General features: G+C 71.8%; 21 protein-coding genes and 3 tRNA genes. 18 read left to right on the top strand and 6 right to left on the bottom strand.

All coding sequences use genetic code 11. The annotated features are described in order from the left end of the window. Nucleotides 1-198 precede the first annotated feature (198 nt). Genes H7A73_RS08950 through H7A73_RS08965 form a run of 4 tightly spaced genes read left to right on the top strand, consistent with a single transcriptional unit; the run spans nucleotide 199 to nucleotide 3,685 of the window. On the top strand, nucleotides 199-543 hold the full coding sequence (locus H7A73_RS08950) for a hypothetical protein (RefSeq protein ID WP_182065665.1): 345 nt from the start codon (nucleotides 199-201) through the stop codon (nucleotides 541-543). A 31-nt stretch (nucleotides 544-574) separates the two neighbouring features. Further along, nucleotides 575-1,504 carry a 1,4-dihydroxy-2-naphthoyl-CoA synthase gene (locus tag H7A73_RS08955; protein WP_182065666.1) on the top strand — a complete coding sequence of 310 codons (930 nt, stop codon included), beginning with the start codon at nucleotides 575-577 and terminating at the stop codon, nucleotides 1,502-1,504. Continuing rightward, the gene (locus H7A73_RS08960; protein WP_182065667.1) at nucleotides 1,504-2,643 is read left to right on the top strand and encodes an AMP-binding protein; all 1,140 of its coding nucleotides are present in this window, start codon (nucleotides 1,504-1,506) and stop codon (nucleotides 2,641-2,643) included. Before H7A73_RS08955 ends, H7A73_RS08960 begins: the two co-directional genes overlap by 1 nt. A gap of 40 nt (nucleotides 2,644-2,683) precedes the next feature. Further along, nucleotides 2,684-3,685, top strand: a complete 1,002-nt coding sequence (locus H7A73_RS08965) for a 1,4-dihydroxy-2-naphthoate polyprenyltransferase (protein WP_182065668.1) — start codon at nucleotides 2,684-2,686, stop codon at nucleotides 3,683-3,685. Between the two features lie 47 nt (nucleotides 3,686-3,732). Here H7A73_RS08965 and H7A73_RS08970 read toward each other — a convergent pair whose 3' ends face one another. Continuing rightward, the gene (locus H7A73_RS08970; protein ID WP_182065669.1) at nucleotides 3,733-4,068 is read right to left on the bottom strand and encodes a DUF4229 domain-containing protein; all 336 of its coding nucleotides are present in this window, start codon (nucleotides 4,066-4,068) and stop codon (nucleotides 3,733-3,735) included. 64 nt (nucleotides 4,069-4,132) lie between these two features. On the opposite strand from H7A73_RS08970, the gene H7A73_RS08975 reads away from it, so the two are divergent. Continuing rightward, nucleotides 4,133-4,492: a PLDc N-terminal domain-containing protein gene (locus H7A73_RS08975; protein ID WP_182065670.1), complete on the top strand. Its 360-nt coding sequence runs from the start codon at nucleotides 4,133-4,135 to the stop codon at nucleotides 4,490-4,492. Further along, nucleotides 4,485-6,233 carry a 2-succinyl-5-enolpyruvyl-6-hydroxy-3-cyclohexene-1-carboxylic-acid synthase gene (gene menD, locus H7A73_RS08980; RefSeq protein ID WP_182065702.1) on the top strand — a complete coding sequence of 583 codons (1,749 nt, stop codon included), beginning with the start codon at nucleotides 4,485-4,487 and terminating at the stop codon, nucleotides 6,231-6,233. Before H7A73_RS08975 ends, menD begins: the two co-directional genes overlap by 8 nt. Nucleotides 6,234-6,326: 93 nt before the next feature. On the opposite strand, the gene H7A73_RS08985 is transcribed toward menD, so the two are convergent. Beyond that, on the bottom strand, nucleotides 6,327-7,586 hold the full coding sequence (locus H7A73_RS08985; RefSeq protein WP_182065671.1) for an isochorismate synthase MenF: 1,260 nt from the start codon (nucleotides 7,584-7,586) through the stop codon (nucleotides 6,327-6,329). Nucleotides 7,587-7,672: 86 nt separating this feature from the next. Between H7A73_RS08985 and H7A73_RS08990 the strand changes: the two genes are divergently transcribed. The 4 genes from H7A73_RS08990 to H7A73_RS09005 all read left to right on the top strand — a co-directional run bounded on the left by H7A73_RS08990 (nucleotide 7,673) and on the right by H7A73_RS09005 (nucleotide 12,151). Further along, entirely contained in the window at nucleotides 7,673-8,464 is a 792-nt protein-coding gene (locus H7A73_RS08990) for a demethylmenaquinone methyltransferase (RefSeq protein WP_017888622.1), read from the top strand. Nucleotides 8,465-8,495: 31 nt separating this feature from the next. Continuing rightward, nucleotides 8,496-9,572, top strand: coding sequence for a polyprenyl synthetase family protein (locus H7A73_RS08995; RefSeq protein WP_182065672.1), 1,077 nt, complete (start codon nucleotides 8,496-8,498; stop codon nucleotides 9,570-9,572). 82 nt (nucleotides 9,573-9,654) lie between these two features. Then, nucleotides 9,655-11,028, top strand: a complete 1,374-nt coding sequence (locus H7A73_RS09000; protein WP_182065673.1) for an FAD-dependent oxidoreductase — start codon at nucleotides 9,655-9,657, stop codon at nucleotides 11,026-11,028. 7 nt (nucleotides 11,029-11,035) lie between these two features. Further along, nucleotides 11,036-12,151 carry a heparan-alpha-glucosaminide N-acetyltransferase domain-containing protein gene (locus H7A73_RS09005; protein ID WP_182065674.1) on the top strand — a complete coding sequence of 372 codons (1,116 nt, stop codon included), beginning with the start codon at nucleotides 11,036-11,038 and terminating at the stop codon, nucleotides 12,149-12,151. Between the two features lie 79 nt (nucleotides 12,152-12,230). On the opposite strand, the gene cls is transcribed toward H7A73_RS09005, so the two are convergent. After that, nucleotides 12,231-13,691, bottom strand: coding sequence for a cardiolipin synthase (gene cls / locus H7A73_RS09010; protein WP_182065675.1), 1,461 nt, complete (start codon nucleotides 13,689-13,691; stop codon nucleotides 12,231-12,233). Nucleotides 13,692-13,730: 39 nt separating this feature from the next. Beyond that, the gene (locus H7A73_RS09015; protein WP_182065676.1) at nucleotides 13,731-14,219 is read right to left on the bottom strand and encodes a YajQ family cyclic di-GMP-binding protein; all 489 of its coding nucleotides are present in this window, start codon (nucleotides 14,217-14,219) and stop codon (nucleotides 13,731-13,733) included. 163 nt (nucleotides 14,220-14,382) lie between these two features. Here H7A73_RS09015 and H7A73_RS09020 point away from each other — a divergent pair. The 5 genes from H7A73_RS09020 to H7A73_RS09040 all read left to right on the top strand — a co-directional run bounded on the left by H7A73_RS09020 (nucleotide 14,383) and on the right by H7A73_RS09040 (nucleotide 16,933). After that, a tRNA-Tyr gene (locus H7A73_RS09020) sits at nucleotides 14,383-14,467 on the top strand. A 58-nt stretch (nucleotides 14,468-14,525) separates the two neighbouring features. Continuing rightward, complete coding sequence (locus H7A73_RS09025; protein WP_182065677.1) at nucleotides 14,526-15,356, top strand: inositol monophosphatase family protein; 831 nt, start codon at nucleotides 14,526-14,528, stop codon at nucleotides 15,354-15,356. Nucleotides 15,357-15,504: 148 nt separating this feature from the next. Continuing rightward, nucleotides 15,505-16,662, top strand: coding sequence for a M23 family metallopeptidase (locus H7A73_RS09030; RefSeq protein WP_182065678.1), 1,158 nt, complete (start codon nucleotides 15,505-15,507; stop codon nucleotides 16,660-16,662). A gap of 93 nt (nucleotides 16,663-16,755) precedes the next feature. Next, nucleotides 16,756-16,827, top strand: a tRNA-Thr gene (locus H7A73_RS09035). Nucleotides 16,828-16,859: 32 nt separating this feature from the next. Beyond that, nucleotides 16,860-16,933: transfer RNA gene (locus H7A73_RS09040), tRNA-Met, on the top strand. 75 nt (nucleotides 16,934-17,008) lie between these two features. On the opposite strand, the gene H7A73_RS09045 is transcribed toward H7A73_RS09040, so the two are convergent. After that, nucleotides 17,009-18,904 (bottom strand): ABC transporter ATP-binding protein, encoded by a 1,896-nt coding sequence (locus tag H7A73_RS09045; RefSeq protein ID WP_182065679.1) that lies wholly within the window; start codon nucleotides 18,902-18,904, stop codon nucleotides 17,009-17,011. A 111-nt stretch (nucleotides 18,905-19,015) separates the two neighbouring features. Next, entirely contained in the window at nucleotides 19,016-19,414 is a 399-nt protein-coding gene (locus H7A73_RS09050) for a hypothetical protein (RefSeq protein ID WP_182065680.1), read from the bottom strand. A gap of 131 nt (nucleotides 19,415-19,545) precedes the next feature. Between H7A73_RS09050 and H7A73_RS09055 the strand changes: the two genes are divergently transcribed. The 3 genes from H7A73_RS09055 to H7A73_RS09065 are packed head-to-tail and all read left to right on the top strand — an operon-like array spanning nucleotide 19,546 to nucleotide 21,448. After that, the gene (locus tag H7A73_RS09055; protein WP_082047026.1) at nucleotides 19,546-19,995 is read left to right on the top strand and encodes a MaoC family dehydratase N-terminal domain-containing protein; all 450 of its coding nucleotides are present in this window, start codon (nucleotides 19,546-19,548) and stop codon (nucleotides 19,993-19,995) included. Further along, entirely contained in the window at nucleotides 19,992-20,417 is a 426-nt protein-coding gene (locus tag H7A73_RS09060; protein WP_182065681.1) for a MaoC/PaaZ C-terminal domain-containing protein, read from the top strand. Before H7A73_RS09055 ends, H7A73_RS09060 begins: the two co-directional genes overlap by 4 nt. Before the next feature lie 2 nt (nucleotides 20,418-20,419). Continuing rightward, nucleotides 20,420-21,448 carry a UDP-N-acetylmuramate dehydrogenase gene (locus H7A73_RS09065; RefSeq protein ID WP_182065682.1) on the top strand — a complete coding sequence of 343 codons (1,029 nt, stop codon included), beginning with the start codon at nucleotides 20,420-20,422 and terminating at the stop codon, nucleotides 21,446-21,448. Nucleotides 21,449-21,547: the final 99 nt, after the last annotated feature.

The following is a 21,547-nucleotide window of genomic DNA, read 5'->3' on the forward strand; positions in this document are numbered from 1 at the left end:
GCGGTGGATCCGCGGCAGCGCGCAGCACAGCAGCGCGCATCGCAGCGCCCGTCCGACCCGTCGAGCGCCGGAGCGGCACGCCCGGCAGCGTCGGCTCGTCCGGCAGCTGCAGCCCGACCCTCGGCGGCGACCCGCCCGGCAGCGGGCGTTCGATCCGCGGCGGCTCCAGGGCGAGACTCCGACGACTTCGCACGCCTCATGCAGCGCGGCACCGTCGACGTCCGGCAGACGGGTCGCACGAAGCGCCGCAACCCGGTCGTCGGCAAGATCGCCCTCGGCCTGGCCGTGGTCTCCGCCGCGGTCGACGCCAGTGCGTTCGCCGTGTTCATGGGCGGTGACACGAACTTCGCCTTCGGGATCTGCTTCGTCGTCGTGTTCCTGACGCTCATCGCCGCCGTGCTCGGGTTCGTCGCCGCCGTCGGCTCGTTCGGACGCTGGTACGGCGCCGTCGGGGTCGTCCTGGCGTTCTTCGCGAACCCCGTGATCCTCATCGTGATCATGGTGTTCGTCGCGCCGGAGATCCTGACCGACATGGGCGCCTGACCCGGCAGACGCCCGGCGGTACGTTGGGAGCATGCCTGCTCCCGTCTCCGACCTGTTCGACCCCGACGTCTGGACCACCGCTCCGATCGCGGAGCAGTTCACCGACATCACGTACCACAAGCACGTCTCCGAGGGCATCGTCCGGGTCGCCTTCGACCGCCCCGAGGTCCGCAACGCCTTCCGTCCGCGCACGGTCGACGAGCTCTACCGTGCCCTCGACGACGCGCGGCAGGACCCCCGTGTCGGCGTCGTGCTGCTCACCGGCAACGGCCCGAGCCCGAAGGACGGCGGGTGGGCGTTCTGCTCCGGCGGCGACCAGCGCATCCGGGGGCGGAGCGGCTACCAGTACGTCGGCGACGAGGGCGCACCGCCCGAGGGTGTGGACCCCGCGGCCGCACAGGCATCGATGGGGCGGCTGCACATCCTCGAGGTTCAGCGGCTGATCCGGATGATGCCGAAGGTCGTCATCGCCGTCGTCCCCGGCTGGGCGGCGGGCGGTGGGCACTCCCTGCACGCGATCTGCGACCTCACCATCGCGAGCGCCGAACACGGGAAGTTCAAGCAGACCGATGCCGACGTCGGCTCGTTCGATGGTGGCTACGGCAGCGCCTACTACGCCAAGCAGATCGGGCAGAAGTTCGCTCGCGAGGTCTTCTTCCTCGCCCAGGAGTACTCCGCCCAGCGCGCGTACGAGATGGGTGCGGTGAACGCCGTGGTGCCGCACGTCGACCTGGAGCGTGAGGCGATCCGCTGGGGCGAGATCGTGCTCGGCAAGTCCCCGACGGCGATCCGGATGCTCAAGTACGCGTTCAACGCCGTGGACGACGGCATGGTCGGGCAGCAGGTGTTCGCGGGCGAAGCGACGCGGCTGGCCTACGGCACCGACGAAGCCGTCGAGGGCCGCGACTCGTTCCTCGAAAAGCGTGCTCCCGAGTGGACCGCGTTCCCCTGGCACTACTGATGCCCCGTCCGCTGGTCGCGACCGGTACGTCGGACCCGACGGCCGTGCTGCGCGGCCTGGAGGCAGCGCTCGCCGGCGGCCCCGCACTGCTCCCCGTCGCCGAGGGGGCCCCGGCGCTGCCGACACCGCCTCCGGCCGAGGTCCGGCAGGCGGTCGCCCTGGTGGTCGAGACGAGTGGGTCCACCGGCACCGGCAAGCGCGTGGCGCTCTCGTCCGAGGCGCTCCTCGCCGGTGCCGCCGCGGCCGACGCGGCACTCGGTGGGCCCGGGCGTTGGGTGCTCGCCCTGCCGACGCACTACATCGCCGGCATCAACGTCCTGACCCGCTCGATCACCGCGGGCACCGAACCCGTCGTCGTCCCACCCGGGCACTTCGCGGCCGCCGCGTTCACCGCGGCGGCCGAACGGCTCGTCACCGGTCCGGCCGCGCCGCGTCGCTACACCTCGCTGGTGCCGGTGCAGCTCGCCCGGGTCCTCGACGACCCGGACGCCACCCGTGCGCTCGCCCGCTTCGACGCGGTCCTGGTCGGCGGGCAGGCCACCCCGGCGCCACTCCGGCAGCGGGCGCTCGACGCCGGGGTCCGGATCGTGACGACGTACGGCGCGAGCGAGACGAGCGGCGGATGCGTGTACGACGGCGTCCCGTTCGGCACGGTGCGCACCGCGCTGGTCGACGGCGAGCTGCACCTGGCCGGGCCGATGCTCGCCGAGGGGTACCTCGACGACGACGCCCGCACGGCGTCGGTCTTCGTCGAACGGGACGGGCTGCGCTGGTACCGGACCGGGGACACGGCGACCCTGTCCGACGGCGTGGTGCGCGTGCTCGGACGCCTCGACGACGTGGTGATCTCCGGCGGCGAGAAGGTCCAGCTCGGTGCGGTCGAACGGCTCGTCCGCGGCCTCCCCGGGCAGGAGAGCGCGGTCGTCGCCCGGCGCCCGGCGGGGGAGTGGGGCGAGGTCCCGGTCGTCGTCACCGAGCGACCGCTCGATGTCGAGGCCGTGCGTGCCCACGTCGGAGCCACCCTGGGGCGTGCCGCCCGCCCGGCAGACGTGGTCCTGGTGGAGCGGGTCCCGATGCTGCCGTCGGGCAAACCCGACCGCCGGGCCGTGCAGGCGCTCGTCGACCCGGGGCGCCCGTAGGGACTGCGAGCCGCCGGGTGCCGCATCGGCAATAAGATCGGTGCTCGTGGCACGAACGAAGAACTCGACGCAGAAGCAGGGCCGGTCCGGCAACCCGGCGAAGGCCGCTGCCCCCGCCCGCACCAAGCGGAAGGCGACCGCGCGCGACTGGATCGGCGGAGCACGCCTGCGCACCCTGACCCTCGGTGTCGTCCCGGTCGTGCTCGGCACCGCCGTCGCGTTCGTCGACAGCGGGGAACCCGGGGACTTCGGCGACTACCTGGCGAAGGACGGCCACCTCGCCGTCGCGCTGCTCGCTCTGGCCGTGGCGCTGTTCCTGCAGATCGGCGTGAACTACAGCAACGACTACTCCGACGGGGTCCGCGGCACCGACGAGTACCGCGTCGGCCCGGCACGACTCACCGGAGCCGGCCTGGCCAGGCCCCGGACCGTACTCACCGTCGCCCTGACGTTCTTCGGCCTGGCCGCGGTCGCCGGCCTGGTCATCGTGCTGCTCACCCAGCTGTGGTGGCTGCTGCTCGTGGGGGCCGCCGCCATCGTCGCCGCCTGGTTCTACACGGGCGGCAAGAAGCCGTACGGGTACAACGCCCTCGGCGAGGTCTTCGTCTTCGTGTTCTTCGGACTGGTCGCCGTGCTCGGCACACAGTTCGTGCAGATCCGCGAGGTCACGGTCAGCGGCTGGGCAGCCGCGGTGGCCGCCGGCTTCTTCGCCTGCGCGGTCCTCATGGTGAACAACATCCGCGACATCGACGAGGACCAGCTGGCGGGCAAGCGCACACTCGCCGTGGTCGTCGGCCGTCCGGTCGCCCGCGTCCTGTTCGGCCTGTTCCTGATGCTGCCGTACGTCGTGCTGCTCTGGTTCGTGCTGCTGTACTTCCGCACGGGCTTCACGTACTTCTCGCTGCTGCTGGCCTTGCCGGCCCTGGCGATCGGGGTGTCGTCACGGAAGCCCCGTGAGCTCATCACGGCCCTGCAGCTGTCGTCGTTCGCCTCGCTCGCCTTCGGGGTGGTGCTCGGGATCACCTTGGCCGTCCAGCCGTAGCCGTCCCGGCTCCCTGATCCGACGGCCCAGCGCCCGGCTCCGTCTGATCAGGCGGAGTCGGAGTCGCGGCGCGCCTCGTGCCGGTCCGCGTCGGACACCGGACGGACGACGGGAGTGGCTGCGGCGTCGGAGTCGGCGGCGTCGACGAAGTCGTCCTCGAAGTCCGAGTCGGCGTCGCGCTCCGGGGTGCCGCGGCGGTTCGCCAGGCTCAGGGCGACCTGCGTGCGCAGTCCGGACAGGGCGATGTACGAGATGAGCAGGCCCACCAGGGCGGCCACGATCGTCGCCCAGTACCACGGCATCGGCGTCAGGAGCAGGAGGAGCACGAGCGCCACCACGAAGATGCCGAGCCGAGCCAGGGTGTACAGGAGCCACGCTTTCACACGGTGAGTCTACGGACGGCCGACCGGCAGGGGCATCACAGGGTCGCGACCTAGACTTCACCACATGGTCCGCTTGTGGTTGATCGTCGCCGTGGCCGCCGTCGCCTTCACGGTGTACGCGGCCATCGACTGCGGCACGATGCCCCGTCAGCGCGTCCGTTCCCTGCGCCGCGGCGTGTGGCTCCTGCTCGTCATCGTCCTGCCCGTCGTCGGCGGCGTCCTCTGGTTCCTGCTCGGTCGCACCCCGGCGGCCGACCCCGGCGCTTCGGCCCGGTACCGTGGACCCGAGGACGACCCGGACTTCCTCGGCACCACGCCGGAGCCGGGCACCACCATCACGGACAAGGACCAGGACGACGCGACCCTCCGAGACCTCGAAGACCAGTTCCACGAGCGCGACGACGACGGCCGCACCGATCGCTGACGGCCCCGCCGGTTCGGGCAGCCCGGCGACGGACACCGCGCTCGCCCTCCTGCAGGAGCTCGTGCGTGCCGGCGTCACCGACGTCGTGGTGAGCCCCGGTTCGCGTTCCCAGGCGCTCGCACTCGCGGCGGTCGCCCTCGAACGCGCCGGTGGGCTGACCGTGCACGTGCGGTTGGACGAACGGACCGCCGGGTTCTTCGCACTCGGGCTCGCGGTCGAGACACACCGGCCGGCAGCGGTCGTGACGACGTCGGGCACCGCGGTGGCGAACCTGCACCCCGCCGTGCTCGAGGCGCACCACTCCGGCGTGCCGATGATCGTGCTGAGTGCCGACCGACCCGATGAACTGCGCGGCATCGGCAGCAACCAGACCACTGTCCAGCCGGGGATCTTCGGCCGGGCCGTGGCCTTCGTGCGCGACGTCGAGGCCCCGTCGGCGCACGGCGTCGACGCCTCGGTCCGCGACACCCTGCGCACCCTCGCCCGACAGGCCGTCGCCGCCGCAGCGGGGCACACCGGGCAACCCGGTCCCGCGCAGCTCAACGTCGCGTTCCGTGAGCCGCTGTCCGCCGGGCTCGCCCCGGAGCACGTCAGCCCCGTGCCGGACGACGAGGTCGACCTGGTGTTCGCGACCCGCCGGGCGCACACGGGTCTGCCGGTCGCCGAGCTCACCCCGGACGACGAACCCGGAACCGTCGTCATCGCCGGGCACGACGCCGGCGAGGACGCCGAGCGGATCGCCTGGGAACTCGGGGCGCCGCTCCTCGCCGAGGTCTCGAGCGGCGCGCGCTTCGGTCGCAACCTGGTCGTGGCCTACCGCGAACTGCTGCGCGACCCGGACCACGGCGGCGCCGTCCGCCGGGCCGTCGTGCTCGGTCACCCGACCCTCAGCAGGGAGGTCCCCGCGCTCCTGCAGCGCGACGGGGTCGAGACCATCGTGGTCCGCGGACCGGCGGCCGACCCCTTCGACCCGGCCCGCGCCTCCCGACCGGACGCCGCGACCACCTTCGTGTCCGACGTCCGCGTGACGGGCCGCACCCGTCCGGAGCACCGTGCGTGGGTCGGCCGCTGGGTCGGCGCGAGCCGCCGGATCCTGGGGGACGGCGACGCCGGCCCGGACCTCGATGCCAAGCGCTCCGCTGACCGCGCTGCGCGGAACAAGTTCCTGCGTGACGAGGTCGCGCTCCGTCGCCGACCCGTCGACCGGGCCATGCTCGCCGAGGCCGTCTGGGGGGTGACCTGGCCGCACGACCGGCTGGTCCTCGGTGCGTCGCAGCTCATCCGTGAAGCCGACGCCCGGGTGCTCGGCAAGAAGATCCGGGTGCACGCGAACCGCGGGCTCGCCGGCATCGACGGGACCGTCTCGACCGCGCTGGGCATCGCCGCGGCGCTCGAGCAGGCCTCGGCCTCGGTGGGCACCACCCGCGTGCTCCTCGGCGACCTGACGCTGCTGCACGACCTCGGAGCGTTCGTCACCGGGACGGAGGAACGCACCCACCGGGTGCAGGTCGTCGTCGGCAACGACCACGGCGGTGCGATCTTCCGCGGGCTCGAGGTGGCGAAGACCACGCCGGAAGCCGACATGCGGCGGATGATGTCGACCCCGCAGCACGTCGACGTCGAGCGGGTCGTCACCGGCCTCGGGTGGGAGTACCGCCGGGCGGTGACGTGGGGAGACCTCGAGCGGGTGCTCACCGACCCCGCCGAGCGGGTCGTGATCGAGGTCCCGCTGGCGGACTGACCGGTCGAGCGGCGACTGCGCGACCGAGCGACCGCGCGCCCGCGCGGCTGCGTGGCCGCGCGGCTGCATCACTGCGCGGGTCGCGCGACTGCCTCAGGCGAGCGCGTCGGTGATCGGCCGGAACTTCAGGGCCGTCTCGGCGACCTCGCGCGTCGGCTCCGAACCGGCGACGATCCCGGCGCCCGCCCAGGCCCGGACGGTGCCGTCGTCGTCGATCCGGGCGCTGCGGAGCGCGAGCATCCACTCGCCGTCACCCGTCGCGCTCATCCAGCCGACCGGCCCGGCGTAGCGGCCGCGGTCCACGCCCTCGAGCTCGGCGACGAGCCGCACGGCCACGTCCGTCGGGGTGCCGGCGACCGCGGCCGTCGGGTGCAGGGCGTCGGCGACGTCCAGCGACGTGGTGTCGGGCGGCAGCGTGGCCTGCACGTCGGTCGCCAGGTGCCACAGGTTCGGCAGCTGCAGCCGGAACGGTTCGGCGTCGGCGCGCAGGTCCGTCGCGAGCGGGGCGAGGGCCGCGAGCAGGCTGTCGATCGCGAAGGTGTGCTCCTCGACGTCCTTGGCGCTGCTGGCCAGGGCCTCGGCGGCGGCCCGGTCGGACACCTCGTCGGTGCCCCGGGCGGCGCTGCCGGCGAGCACCCGCGCGGTCAACCGCGTGCCGTCGGTGCGGGCGAGGGTCTCGGGGGTGGCGCCGACCAGTCCGTCCACCGCGAAGGTCACGCACTGCGGGTAGGCCGACGCGAGGTCGAGCAGGACCGCCCGTCGATCGGCTCCCGGCGGCAGCGTCCCGACCAGGTCGCGGGCGAGCACCACCTTGCGGGCATCGCCGGCCACGATGCGCCGGACCGCCTCGGTCACGTTGGCGGCGTAGGTGTCCTCGTCGATGTGTCCGGGACGCAACGCCACGGAGACGTGCGGCCCGACGTGGGGGACCGGGACCGAGGTCCGGGTGAAGGCCAGGGGCTCCGCGCCGAGCGTGGTGTCGATCGCGGTCAGCCAGGCCTTGCCACGCCGACGACCGAGGACCACCCGGGGAACGATGAGCACGCTCTCGTCGGCGGAGTCGTCGGCGAAGGCGAAGGACCCGAACGCGACGAGCCCCGAACCGCGCAGCTGCACCGGGTCGTCGACGACGGCGGTCTCGACGATGCTGCGCCAGAGGGCCGCGGCGTCACGCATCCGGTCGGGTCCGGTGAACGTGAACCGGAGCGCCTCGCCGATGCCGACGATGCCGTCGCCGTTCCGGACGAAGGCGAGTGGACGGTCGCGGAGCGTGTGGCGGAGGACGGCGCCCGGGTCGTCGAGGATCCGGGTCGAGACCGTCAGCGGGGGCGCCGCCGTGGTGGTTCGGGTCACGGCTCCGATGCTACGCGCCGATCCCGCACCGCCCGGGTGGCTGCGAGTCCGGTGAACGCTCGGTCGGGACCTCTAGGATTGACCGTGTGAGCAGAGCGGACCTGAACAAGCGCCCGGACGAGGTGGCGGCGATGTTCGACGACGTCGCGGCCAAGTACGACCTCACGAACGACATCCTGTCGGCGGGCAACGCTCCGCTGTGGCGTGTCGCCACCGTCCGCGCGGTCGACCCGCAGCCCGGCGAGAAGGTCCTCGACATCGCCGCGGGCACCGGGACCAGCGCGGCGGCCTTCGCCAAGAAGGGCGCCGAGGTCACCGCGCTCGACCTGTCCGCCGGCATGATCGCCGTCGGCCGTGAACGCCACCCCGAGATCACCTTCGTCGAGGGCGACGCCGAGCAGCTGCCCTTCGACGACGACACGTTCGACGCCGTCACGATCTCGTTCGGGCTGCGCAATGTGAACGACCCGAAGCAGGCGCTCGCCGAGATGCTGCGCGTCCTCAAGCCCGGCGGCCGCGTCGTCATCTGTGAGTTCTCGACGCCGCCCCGCGCCCTGCTGCGCTTCGGCTACGGCACCTACCTGAAGCGCGTGCTCCCGGGCATCGCGCGGCTCTCGAGCAGCAACCCGGCCGCCTACCGCTACCTCGCCGAGTCGATCGACGCGTGGCCCGACCAGCAGGTGCTCACCCAGTGGCTCCGCGGTGTCGGGTTCTCGGTGGTCGCCTACCGCAACCTGACGGCCGGTATCGTCGCACTGCACCGTGGCCGCAAGCCCGTCGCCGACACGGTGCGCGAGTCCGCGGCACGGCGTGCGAAGGCTCGCCGTGACCACCAGAACACCGGCGAGCAGCCGCGCGTCGACCCGGCCGCCGACTGACCGGTCACCACCCCCGAAGACGGAGCAGCACTTGAATCCGAGCGTCCCGGTCGCACGTCGCGCGCCGAGCCTGCGCGCATCGCTGGGCATCGGCGAGCGGTTGTTCGCCACGCCCGCCGACCGACGCTTCATCTCCGCGGTCGACGACGGGCTCGAACTCGTCGAGCAGGGGCTCGAGGAGGCCATGCGCTCCACCGACACCCTCGCCGACACCACCAGCCGGTACCTGCTGTCGGCCGGCGGCAAGCGCATCCGTCCGACTCTGACGCTCCTCATCGCCCAGCTCGGTGACGGGGTGACCGACGCCGTGGTCAAGGCCGCGGTCAGCATCGAGACCACGCACCTGGCGTCGCTCTACCACGACGACGTCATGGACGAGGCGCCCGTCCGCCGCGGGGTCCCCGCCGCGCAGATCACCTACGGCAACAACGTGGCGATCCTGACCGGCGACCTGCTCTTCGCCCGCGCCAGCCTGATCACGGCCGACCTCGGCACCGAGGGCATCCGGATGCAGGCCGAGACCTTCCAGCGGCTCTGCATGGGGCAGCTGCACGAGACCACGGGGCCGCAGCCGGACGACGACCCGCTCGAGCACTACATCCAGGTGCTCAGCGACAAGACCGGTTCGCTCATCGCCACCGCGGCACGCGCCGGCGTGATGTTCTCCGGTGCCGACCGCGCCTACCTCGACGCCGTCGGTACCTTCGGCGAGAAGGTCGGCGTGGCGTTCCAGCTCGTGGACGACGTCATCGACCTCGCCCCCGCGACGGACAAGACCGGCAAGATCGCGGGCAACGACCTGCGCGCCGGTGTGGACACCCTGCCGGTCCTGCAGCTGCGCCGGATGGCCGCGACCGACCCGTCCGCCCAGCACCTGGTCGAGCGCATCGAGCGCGACGTCAACGGTGCGCCCGACGACGTGGTCGACTCCGCCCCGTACCAGTCGGCCGTCGCCGCGCTCCGCGAGCACGAGGCCACCGCGGCGACCCGTGCCGTCGCCGTCGCCTGGGCCCGCGAAGCCGTCGCCGCCCTCGCCCCGCTCCCGGACGGCACCGTGAAACGGGCGCTCACCCGCTTCGCGGACTCCGTCGTCGACCGAAGCCGCTGAACACCCCTCCCGACGGCGCACGCGCTGCGGCCCGGCCGGGAGGCCCCCGGGAACCCCCACCCGAACGAACTGGAGACGATCAGTGCCCACCCTCCGACTCGCCATCGTCGGCGCCGGCCCGGCCGGCATCTACGCCGCGGACATCCTGCTGCGCGAGGCGCACGGCTACGACGTGTCGATCGACCTGTTCGAGCAGCTCCCCGCGCCCTACGGTCTGGTCCGGTACGGCGTCGCCCCCGACCACCCGCGCATCAAGGGCATCATCAACGCCCTGCGTGACGTCCTCGACCGCGGTGTCGTCCGGCTGTTCGGCAACGTCCGCTACGGCGAGGACATCACCCTCGAGGACCTCAAGAAGCACTACAACGCGGTCGTGTTCTCGACCGGTGCGATCAAGGACGCCGACCTCGACATCCCCGGTGTCGACCTCGACGGCTCGTACGGCGCCGCCGAGTTCGTGAGCTGGTTCGACGGCCACCCCGACGTCCCCCGCACCTGGCCGCTGAACGCCGAGAGCGTCGCGGTCATCGGTGTCGGCAACGTCGCCCTCGACGTCTCGCGCATCCTGGCGAAGCACGCCGACGACCTGCTGCCGACCGAGATCCCCGCGAACGTCTACGAGGGCCTCAAGGCATCGCCCGTCACGGACGTGCACGTCTTCGGCCGCCGCGGTCCGGCGCAGGTGAAGTTCACGCCGCTCGAGCTCCGCGAGCTCGGCGAGGTCCGTGACGTCGACATGGTGGTCTACGACGAGGACTTCGACCACGACGAGGCCTCGAGGACCGCGATCGCGACGAACAAGCAGGTGATGGTGATCAACCGCGTCCTCGAGCAGTGGCGCACGCGCGAGGTCGGCCAGGCCAGCCGTCGGCTCCACCTGCACTTCTACGCGAAGCCGATCGAGTTCGTCGGCGACGAGCAGGGCAAGCTCACCGCCATCCGCTACGAGCGCACCCGCCCGAACGGCGAGGGCGGCGTGGAGGGCACCGGCGAGATCCGCGAGGTCCCGATCCAGGCCGCGTACCGCGCGGTCGGGTACTTCGGCTCCCCGCTGCCCGGTGTGCCGTTCGACGAGCGGCACGGTGTCATCCCGAACCACGAGGGCCAGGTCCTCGACGACGACAACCAGCAGATCCCCGGGGTGTACGCCACCGGGTGGATCAAGCGCGGTCCGGTCGGGCTCATCGGGCACACGAAGTCCGACGCCATGGAGACCGTGCAGCACATCGTCAGCGACCAGGCGAGCTGGTGGACCCCGGAGGACCCGTCCGACGAGGCGATCCCGGCCCTGCTCCGGGAGCGCGGTGTCGAGTACACCGACCTCGAGGGCTGGCACCACCTCGACACCCACGAGCAGGCGCTCGGTGCGGTCGACGGGCGCGAACGCATCAAGGTGGTGCCACGCGACGAGATGATCGACGTCTCGCTCGGACGCGTCGACACCCCGACGAGCTGACGACGCCATGACCGACACGCGCCCCGTCCCGCCCACAGCGGTGCGGGGCGCGTCCGCGTCGGGGATGCGGCTGCAGGGCGTCGACGTGGCCCGTGCGGTCGCGCTGCTCGGCATGATGGCCGCCCACATCGGCGGCATCGCGGAGCAGCTCGACTGGTCCGACCCCGCCACCTGGACCGCCGTCGCCCACGGGCGTCCGTCCACGCTGTTCGCGGTCCTGGCCGGCGTCTCGATCGGCCTGACCAGCGGACGGACCGAGCCGCCCGGCCCGCCCACCATCGGCCGCATCCGAGCCCGGCTCGCGATCCGTGCCGCGGTGGTCGTCGTCATCGGGTTCGCCCTGATGGCGCTCGACACCCCTGTGTACGTGATCCTGCCGACCTACGGGGTGCTGTTCCTGCTGGTGGTCCCGGTGCTCCGCGTCCGACCGGGGGCGCTGCTCGGCATCGCCGTGCTCTGCGCGGTGCTGTCGCCGCTCGCCGCGCTGGCGATCGCGCCGGCCTACGCCGACGCCGGCATGATCGGCGTGCAGCTCGGCCTGGTCTACCCCGTGGTCACCTTCCTGGCGTACGTCCTGGTGGGGCTCGCGGTCGCCCGGGTCGGGCTGGAGGACCGTGGCCGGCAGGTCCTGATCCTCGTGTCCGGCGCACTGGTCGCTGCCACCGCGTACGTCGCCGGATCGGTCCTCGCTCCGCTGCCGGACGACGCTGCCCTGGCGTTCCCCGGGGTCCCGTACGCAGGCGAGGCCTCGAGCCCCGGCCAGGCCCTCGCACAGCTGTTCCTGTCCCCGCGCGACCACTCGTCGTCGGTCGTCGACGTGGTCGGCACAGCCGGGGTCGCGGTCGCGGTGATCGCCCTCTGCCTGCTCGTGTTCGACGGCCGCGGGCCTGTCGCCGAGCGGATCGCGTTCCCTCTGGCCGCCGTCGGCTCGATGCCGCTGACGGTGTACTCGGGGCACCTCGTGGTCATCGCGATGCTGCCGACTTACCCCGAGTCGGCCGAGGCCTGGGGCTGGTTCGCCCTCGGCTCGGTGGTCTTCGCGATGCTGTGGCGGCGGTTCCTCGGCCGCGGCCCGCTCGAGCGGATGGTCGGGGCCCTGGCATCCCTCGTCCCGATGCGCTGAGCGTCCTGCCGGTGCCGGTGCCGGTGCCGGTGCTGGAGCCGCACCGTGCGGGGCGGACCCGCACCGGGCCTCCAGACGGCTACTGCAGCGCCGCCGTGAGCCGCGCGACGTTGTCGAGCACCTTGGACCGGCGCGGACGGTCGACCCACTCGTCGAGCGTGAGCTCGAAGCTGTGCTCCTTGTACGCTTCCTGCACCTCGCGCAGGGCGTCGACGAAGCGGTGACCGCGCACCATCACGGAGACCTCGAGGTTCAGGCTGAACGAGCGCATGTCCATGTTGCTCGACCCGATCACCGACACCTCGTCGTCGATGGTGAAGTGCTTGGCGTGCAGGATCGTCGGCGCCCGGTACAGCCAGATCCGCACGCCGGCGCGGAGCAGTCCCTCGTAGTACGAGCGCTGTGCGTGCCACGTCATCGCATGGTCGCCCATCTCGCCGACGAACAGCTCGACGTCGACCCCGCGCTGCGCTGTCGTGGTGATGGCGTAGAGCATCGAGTCGTCCGGGACGAAGTACGGCGACGTGATCGAGACCTTCTGCTGCGCCGAGTAGAGCAGCGCGTTGAACAGGCGCAGGTTGTTCTCGCCGTCGAAGCCCGGGCCGGACGGCACCACCTGGCAGTCAAGCGCGTCGCTGCGGTCGGCCCGCTGCACGGGGTCGCTCTCGCGCAGCAGCAGTTCGTCGGTCTCGCTGTACCAGTCGGTGACGAACAGGGCGTTGAGCCCTGCGACGACCGGACCCTCGAACCGGGCGAACAGGTCCTTGTAGACCATGCCCTTCTCGACGTGGGACTTGATGTCGTACGACGCGTCGATCAGGTTCTGCGAGCCGGTGAACGCGACCGAGCCGTCGATCACCATGATCTTCCGGTGGTTGCGGAGGTCGGGGCGCTGGAACTTGCCCTGCAACGGCAGGAGGGGCAGCATCAGGTGCCACTCGATGCCCGCCTGGTCCATGAACGCCAGCGTGTCCTTGTAGCCCGGGTACCCGCGGCTGGCCCAGTGGTCGAGCAGGAACCGCACGGTCACCCCACGGGCCCGCGCCCGCGCGAGCGCCTCGAAGAACGGGCGCGTGGTGTCGTCGAGCGTCGCGATGTAGAACTCGACGTGCACGAACCGGCGGGACTGGTCGATCGCCCGGGTCATCTCGGCGATGGACTCCTCGGAGTCGGGGTAGAGCTCCGCGGAGTTGCCGCCGACCAACGGCATCGCGCCGAGCTCACGGTTCAGCCGCGTGACGCTCTCGAGCCACGCGGGCCACGGGTGGTCACGACGGACCCGCTCGATGCCCTCCGTCTGCTCGAGGATGTACGCGTTGATCTCGGTCTGCTTCTCGCGACGGGCGCGGGGGAGCTTCGTCGACCCGATGACCAGGAAGACGATGAAGCCGATGTAGGGGATGAGGAAAATCGCGAGCAGCCACGCCGTCGCGGTCTGCGGCTTCCGGTTGATCGGGACGTAGATGATCGAGAAGACGCGGATCGCCAGGTCCAGCAGGACGAGCAGGACGGTGATGACGACGCTGAGCCAGTGCTCCACGGGGTGCCGGTGTCGGGTCTCGGTCGCAGGCGCCGCGGGTCAGCGGAAGTTGATGAACTGCAGCGGGACGTCGAACTCTTCACCCTTGAGGAGCTGGATCGTGTTCTGCAGGTCGTCACGGCTCTTCGACGAGACGCGGAGCTCGTCGCCCTGGATCTGGCTCTTCACCGACTTCGGGGCGTTGGCGCGCAGGAAGGCGCCGATCTTCTTCGCCACGTCCTGCTCGATGCCGTTCTTGAACTTCACCTCGATGCGGTACTCCTTGCCCGAGGGGTACGGGTCACCGGCGTCGAGGCTCTTCAGACTGATGTTCCGCTTGATCACCTTGCTCTGCAGCACGTCGAGGACCGCCTTGGCCCGCTCTTCCGAGTTCGCCTTGATGAGGACGTCCTCGCCGCTGAACGCGACCGAGGCGTCGGCACCCTTGAAGTCGTACCGCTGCTCGATCTCCTTGGCCGCTTGGTTGAGGGCGTTCTCCGCCTCCATCTTGTCGACCTTGCTGACCACGTCGAAGGAACTGTCTGCCATGCGGAACAGCCTAACGGCGGACGGGAGGCCCGGTTCGGCCCCCGTGCGCGGGCCCTGGTGGGCGCGTGGTCGCGTCCAGGGCCGATGGTCACGACCACCGTCAGCCATCCGCTATGCTTTTGTGCGCGCCTTCGGTTGGTGATCACACCGGCTGGGTGCGCATGGCAAGTTACCCAAGCGGCCAAAGGGATCTGACTGTAAATCAGCCGGCGTAGCCTTCGGGGGTTCGAATCCCTCACTTGCCACCATCTGATCGGCCCCGTCCACTGCGGACGGGGCCGATGGTGTTTCCGGGAGGATGGGCGCATGGCATCCGACCTCACTCCGTCCCAGTTCGCCGACCTCGCCGAGTCGATCGCCCGTGACGCAGCGGCGCTGGCCGCACGCCGCCGCGCCGAGGGGGTCGAGGTCGCGGACCGGAAGTCGAGCATCGTCGACGTGGTCACGGCCGCCGACCGCGAGGTCGAGGCACTCATCCGCGCCCGCATCGCCGAGGCCCGCCCCGACGACGCCTTCCACGGCGAGGAGTCCGGTTCGGCCTCCGGCGCCTCGGGCATCACCTGGGTGGTGGACCCGATCGACGGCACGGTCAACTACCTGTACGGCAGCGCGGAGCACGGCGTGAGCATCGGCGTCGTACGCGGCGCGCCCGACCCGATGACCTGGGAGCCGATCGCGGGCGTCGTCGTGGCACCCGCGACGGGCACCGTCTTCCGGGCCGCGGTCGGACGGGGTGCGACCCGTGACGGGGAACCGTTGTCCGTCGCCACGCCCGGTTCGCTCGCCGAGACGCTCGTCGCCACCGGGTTCGGGTACACGGCCGACCGTCGCCGAGAGCAGGTCGCGGTGCTCGCCGGACTCATCGGCGAGGTGCGGGACATCCGCCGTGGGGGAGCGGCGTCGCTCGACTGCTGCGCCGTCGGGGCGGGCGTGGTGGACGCCTACTACGAGCGCGGGATCAACCCGTGGGACATGGCGGGTGGGGCCCTCGTCGCGCAGGAGGCCGGCGCGGCGATCCGCATCTGGGAGGCCGGGGGGACCCGCTCATTCCTGTTCGCGAGCCCGGCGGTCGTCGACGAGCTCGAGGCCCTGGTCCGTGGGCTCGAGGCGGGTGCGCTCGGAGCCGTGCGGGCCTGACGACGCGCCGGGCCCCAGGTCTGGGGGTGCCGGGTGGACGCGACCACGACTGGCGACGTGCAACGACGTTTGCTAGCGTGCTCAGGTCCCGTTATCTGCTCGTTACCAACGAGTGAGCCCTTCTCCGATCAGGATCGCCACCGCACGCATGCCCCGTACTCCTCTGTCGTCCGCTCCCACCGACGGTTCCGTCGACGCCGCCACCCCGGTCGTCCACCAGACCCGACGCGCTCGGATCGAGGCGGAGCGAGCAGCGGCGAAGGGCGCGGTCACGGCGCAGGAGGTGCAGGACTCGACGGGTCCGAGCTTCGACGACGTGATCGGTGCGGTCACGCCGGGAACCCCAGCGGCTCCGGTGTCGCCGATCGATCTCGCACCGGCCTCGCCCGCGCGCCCGGCCTCCAGCATCGTGACGCCGCCGGCCCCCACCTCGCCCGTCGTGCAGGCGCAGCCGGCCGCTCCCGCTGCCTCGGTGTCGCAGTCGCGGCGGGTCGCCGGGCAGGTCCCCGCGTCGCGTCGTCGCACCAGCCGTCCGGCGCCGAAGGTCCCGGTCGACCGGGCGACCCGCCACATCCGTTCCAGCACCCCCGTCAGCGCACCGGCCCCGAAGCGTGGTGCGTCGTTCCGTCGGTCGGCCTCCCGTGTGACCGCGGTCGGTGCCCTGCTCTTCGCGGCCGGCCTGGTCGTCTCGACCTCGCTGCCGGCCCAGGCGCTCTGGGTGCCGGAGTCCGGCTCGACCGCGGCCCGTGCCAGCTCGGGTGCGACCCAGTCGATGCAGGTCGGTGCCGCTGCTGACGGTTCGACCGCTCGCGACCAGTTCACGGTCTCGGACGCCACGCAGTACGCGAACGTCGATTCCTCCAGCTTCACGAACGACCCGACCGGCACGATCCAGTGGCCGTTCCTGACCGGTGTGCCGATCACCTCGGGCTTCGGTGGACGTCAGGTCGCCGGATGCTCGTTCTGCTCGACGAACCACATGGGCGTCGACTTCGCCCCGGGCGAGGGCACCCCGATCGGCGTCATCGCCGCCGGTACCGTGATCAAGGTGCAGGCGAACGACGGCGGTTTCGGCAACGACGTCTGGGTCGAGCACGACGTCGACGGCAAGCAGTTCGTCAGCGTCTACGGCCACATGGAGGACAACTCCTTCAAGGTGGTCACCGGTCAGCACGTCGAGGTCGGCGACATCCTCGGTCTCGTCGGCAGCACGGGCAACTCCACGGGTCCGCACCTGCACCTCGAGGTGCACGTCGACGGGGTCCCGGTGGACCCGCTGGCGTGGCTCAAGACCAACGCGAACTAGCGGCCCACGACGCGGCACGCCCGGGCGTCTCGTCCGGTTCCGGAGCAGCGTCGGAGGTCTGCTATCCTCGTGTGGTGCCGTTCACGGCACATCGCCCCGATAGCTCAGTGGTAGAGCACCTCCATGGTAAGGAGGGGGTCGTCAGTTCAATCCTGACTCGGGGCTCCGACCCGGTGCGCGTGCCGCTCCGGATCTCTGGCGGGGTAGCTCAGTTGGTTAGAGCACACGACTCATAATCGTGGGGTCGCGGGTTCAAGTCCCGCCCTCGCTACACGCAAGGCCCTCTCGTCCAGGATCCCCTGGGTCAGGGGGCCTTCTCTGTTACCGCTCCCGACCCGCCGCGCGTTCAGTCCGCCGCCTGCACACCGGTCGCGACGTTCTCCTGCGCGGCGAACTGGGTGCGGTGCAGTTCCTCGTACCGGCCACCCGCGGCCAGCAGTTCGTCGTGTGTGCCGCGCTCCACGATCGAGCCGTCCTCGACCACGAGGATGACGTCCGCGCTGCGGATCGTGGAGAGCCGGTGCGCGATCACCATCGCCGTCCGTCCCTCGAGCGCCTCGCCGAGCGCAGCCTGCACCGCTGCCTCGGACGTCGAGTCGAGTGCCGCCGTCGCCTCGTCGAGGATGACGACGCGCGGCTGGGCGAGCAGGAGCCGGGCGATCGTCATCCGCTGGCGCTCGCCCCCGGACAGCCGGTAGCCACGTTCGCCCACCATGGTGTCCAGCTGGTCGGGGAGGGACCGGATGAGCGGCTCGAGCCGCGCACGGCGGACGGCGTCCCACACCTCGTCGTCGGACGCCTCGGGCCGGGCGAACCGCAGGTTGGAACGGATGGTCTCGTGGAACAGGTGACCGTCCTGCGTCACCATGCCGAGGGTGTGGCGCATCGAGGCGAACGTGACGTCACGGACGTCCGTCCCGGCCAGGCGCACGGCGCCGCTGTCGACGTCGTACAGGCGTGCGAGCAGCTGCGCGACCGTGGACTTGCCGGCTCCGGACGAGCCGACCAGGGCGACGGTCTGCCCCGGCTCGATCCGGAAGGACAGGCCGTGCAGTACCTCCTCGCCGCCGCGGGTGTCGAGCGTGGCGACCTCCTCGAGCGAGGCCAGGGACACCTTGTCGGCGGACGGGTAGGCGAACCGGACGTCGTCGAACTCGACGGAGACCGGCCCGTCGGCGATGGTGACCGCGTCGGGCTGCTCCTGGATGAGTGGTTCGAGGTCGAGCACCTCGAAGACGCGCTCGAAGCTGACCACGGCGCTCATGATCTCGACCCGGGCGTTCGCCAGGCTCGTCAGCGGGGCGTACAGCCGGGTGAGCAGGAGCGCCAGGGTGACCACCTCGCCGGTGTCCAGGCGGCCGGCGAGCGCGAGGAAGCCGCCGAGCCCGTAGACCAGCGCGAGGGCGAGCGCGGAGACGAGCATCAGCGCGGTGAAGAAGACGAACTGCAGCATCGCGGTCCGGACCCCGATGTCGCGCACACGGGCAGCGCGGACGCGGAACTCCTCGGCCTCTTCGTCGGGTCGGCCGAACAGCTTGACGAGGGTGGCGCCGGGTGCCGAGAAGCGCTCGGTCATCTGGGTGCTCATCGCGGAGTTGTGGTCGGCGGCCTCGCGACGAAGGGCGGCGAGGCGGCTGCCCATCCGGCGGGCGGGGACCAGGAAGAGCGGGAGCATGACGACGGCGAGGACCGTCACGAGCCACGAGGTGCTGAGCATGACGATCAGCGTGAGGACCAGCGCCACGAGGTTCGTGACCACGCCGGACAGCGTGCCGCTGAAGGCCTGTTGGGCGCCGATCACGTCGTTGTTCAGGCGGCTCACGAGCGCACCGGTCCGGGTGCGGGTGAAGAACGCGATGGGCATCTTCTGCACGTGGTCGAAGACGGCGGTGCGGAGGTCCAGGATCACGCCCTCGCCGATCCGCGCCGAGTACCAGCGGGTGGTCAGTGACACGGCGGCGTCGGCCACGGCCACCAGGGCGATGACCACGGCCAAGCGGACGATCGTCGCGACCTCACCACGGGCGACGATGACGTCGACCACCCGACCGGCGAGGACCGGCGTCGCGACCGCGAGGAAGGCGCCGACGACGGACAGACCGATGAAGACCAGCAGCTTCGCCCGGTACGGCACCGCGAACGTCAGGATCCGCCGGACGGACGCGCGGGAGAACCCGTGCTTGCCGCCCTGCGCGGACGAGATCTTGTACAGCGAGCTCCAGGCTGCGCTCTCCATGCTCATGGCGGTTCCTCTCCGGTGCCCCTGGCCCAACCTAGATGGCTCGCCGGGTCCTCGGTGACCGCTCCCGTGACGGTGCGCCGCGCGGCGACCCGTCGGAGGCCGTCCGGCCGCCTACTGCGTGCGGTGGGAGCCGGTGTCCGTCCGCGTCGCGAGCACCCCGGCCGCACGGAACGCGTCCTCGACCGCGGCGGTGACCTGCTGCCAGGCGGCGCGACGACGGTTCGCGCCGATGCTGCCGCCGGACACGGCCGTGCCGTGCCCGGCCCGGCACAGGGTGATCGTGGTGGTGGCACCGTCCACGACGGTCGACAGCTCGTAGCGGCGGTACTCCCGGGCCGGCTGGACGAGCGCGCCGAGCAGGATGGTGAGCGTCCGGCTGCCCGCCGTCACGGTCATCGTGCCACCCGTCGACTCGACGTGGTGGCCCGTGCGGCGCAGCGCAGCGGCCGCGACCTCCATGGCGGTGCACCGGTCTCCCGTGTGCACGGCGAACTCCGTCGTGGTGTCCATCGGCCCTCCCCGTCCCGAACGAACCCGTGCCGCACGGCACGCCCCGATTCCCCCGAATCGGTCTCAGACAGTCTAGCTGATGCGTTCTCATGGATCACAGGCCCCCGGACGGGCGTCGGTAGACTGCCGTGGTGTCAGTGAACCCCGAGCTCGTCGGCAGGACGTTCCCGCCGGCCCAGCCCTACCTGGTCGGCCGCGAGAAGGTGCGCGAGTTCTCGCGTGCGGTCTTCGCGACCAATCCCGTCCACCACGACCCGGACGCCGCACGTGCCGCCGGGTACGCCGACGTGGTCGCACCCCCGACGTTCGCCGTCGTCGTGCAGGAGGCCACGCTCGCGCAGCTCCTGAACGAGCCCGACGCCGGCATCGACTTCTCCCGCGTGGTGCACGGCGAGCAGTCCTTCACCTACGACCGGCCGATCGTCGCCGGCGACGAGCTCACCGCGACCCTGACGGTCACCAGTGTGAAGACCCTCGGCGGCAACGCGATGGTCACCGCCCAGAGCACCATGAACGACGCCGAGGGGGAGCACGTCGTCACGGCGACCTCCACCCTCGTGGTCCGAGGAGACGACGCATGACCGCCGCACCCGCAACCGCGCTCGAGGTCGGCACCATCGTCGCCGAGCGTGACGTGCACATCACGCGTGACTCGCTCGTCCGGTACGCCGGCGCCTCGGGTGACTTCAACCCCATCCACTACCGCGACGACGTCGCCGCTTCGGTCGGCCTGCCGGGTGTGCTCGCCCACGGCATGCTCACGATGGGCATCGCCGTGCAGCCGGTCGCCGAGTGGCTCGGCGACCGCGGCTGGGTCGCGGGCTACGGCGTCCGCTTCACGCGTCCCGTCGTCGTGGACCCGGAGCAGGGTGCCACCGTCGGCATCGTCGCGAAGGTCGGCACCGTCGACGAGGACGGTCGGCCGAAGCGCATCGACCTCACCGTGACCGCCGCCGGGCAGACCGTGCTCGGCAAGGCGCAGGTCACGGTGGTGTTCCGCTGACCGTGTCCGAGCCGGCGCTGGCCGACCTGACGACGCTCCGCGTCGGCGGGGCCGCCACCCGGCTGCTCACGGCCACGACGACCGACGAACTCGTCGCCCACGCGCTCGACGCCTTCGACGACCACGAGTGGCTCGTCCTCGGCGGCGGCAGCAACCTGCTGGTCGCCGACCAGGGCTTCGACGGCACCGTCGTGCTGGTCCGGACGACGGGCGTCGGAGCCGACCGCGACGCCGACGGCGTCACCGTCCGCGTCGCCGCGGGGGAGCCGTGGGACCCGTTCGTCGCCACGACCGTCGCGAACGGCTGGACCGGCCTGGAGGCCCTCAGCGGCATCCCGGGCACGGTCGGTGCGTCCCCGGTGCAGAACATCGGCGCCTACGGGGTCGAACTCGCCGACGTGCTCACCCGCGTCGAGTTCCTCGATGCCGCCACGGGGGAGCGCGCGTGGGTCCCGGCAGCCGAGCTGGCGCTCGGCTACCGCTCGTCGACCCTCAAGCACGGTCGGCGCGGTGTCGTGCTGACGGTCGAGTTCCGACTCGGGCTCGCGGGCGAGCGCGGTGTGCCCGTGCGGTACGCGCAGCTCGCCGGTTCACTCGGGGTCGAACTCGGTGCGCTCGTGCCGCCCACGACCGTCCGCGACGAGGTCCTGCGGCTGCGCGGCTCGAAGGGCATGGTGCTCGACGCGGACGACCACGACACCTGGAGCGCCGGGTCGTTCTTCACGAACCCGATCGTCTCGCCGGCGTTCGCCGAGACCCTGCCGGCGGACGCGCCCCGCTGGCCCGCGGGCGACGACGTCAAGCTCAGTGCCGCGTGGCTCATCGAGCACGCCGGCGTCCACCGCGGGTACGCGGTGCCGGGTTCCCGCGCGGCGATCTCGTCCAAGCACACCCTCGCGCTCACGAACCGCGGCGGCGCGACGGCGGCGCAGGTGGCCGAGCTCGCACGGTTCGTGCAGGTGACCGTCCTGAACCGCTTCGGTGTCTCGCTCGTCCCGGAACCCGTCGTGGTGGGGGACCTGCTCGGCTGATCGTCCGCACGACGGGACGGACGAGCACGACGCACCACGGGCCTCCCGGAACACAGAACGGGCCACCTCGACGAGGCGGCCCGTTCTGTGTTCCCCAGG

Origin of the sequence: Curtobacterium sp. ME12 (assembly GCF_903970855.1) — a bacterium.
Taxonomy (GTDB): Bacteria; Actinomycetota; Actinomycetes; order Actinomycetales; family Microbacteriaceae; genus Curtobacterium; species Curtobacterium poinsettiae_A.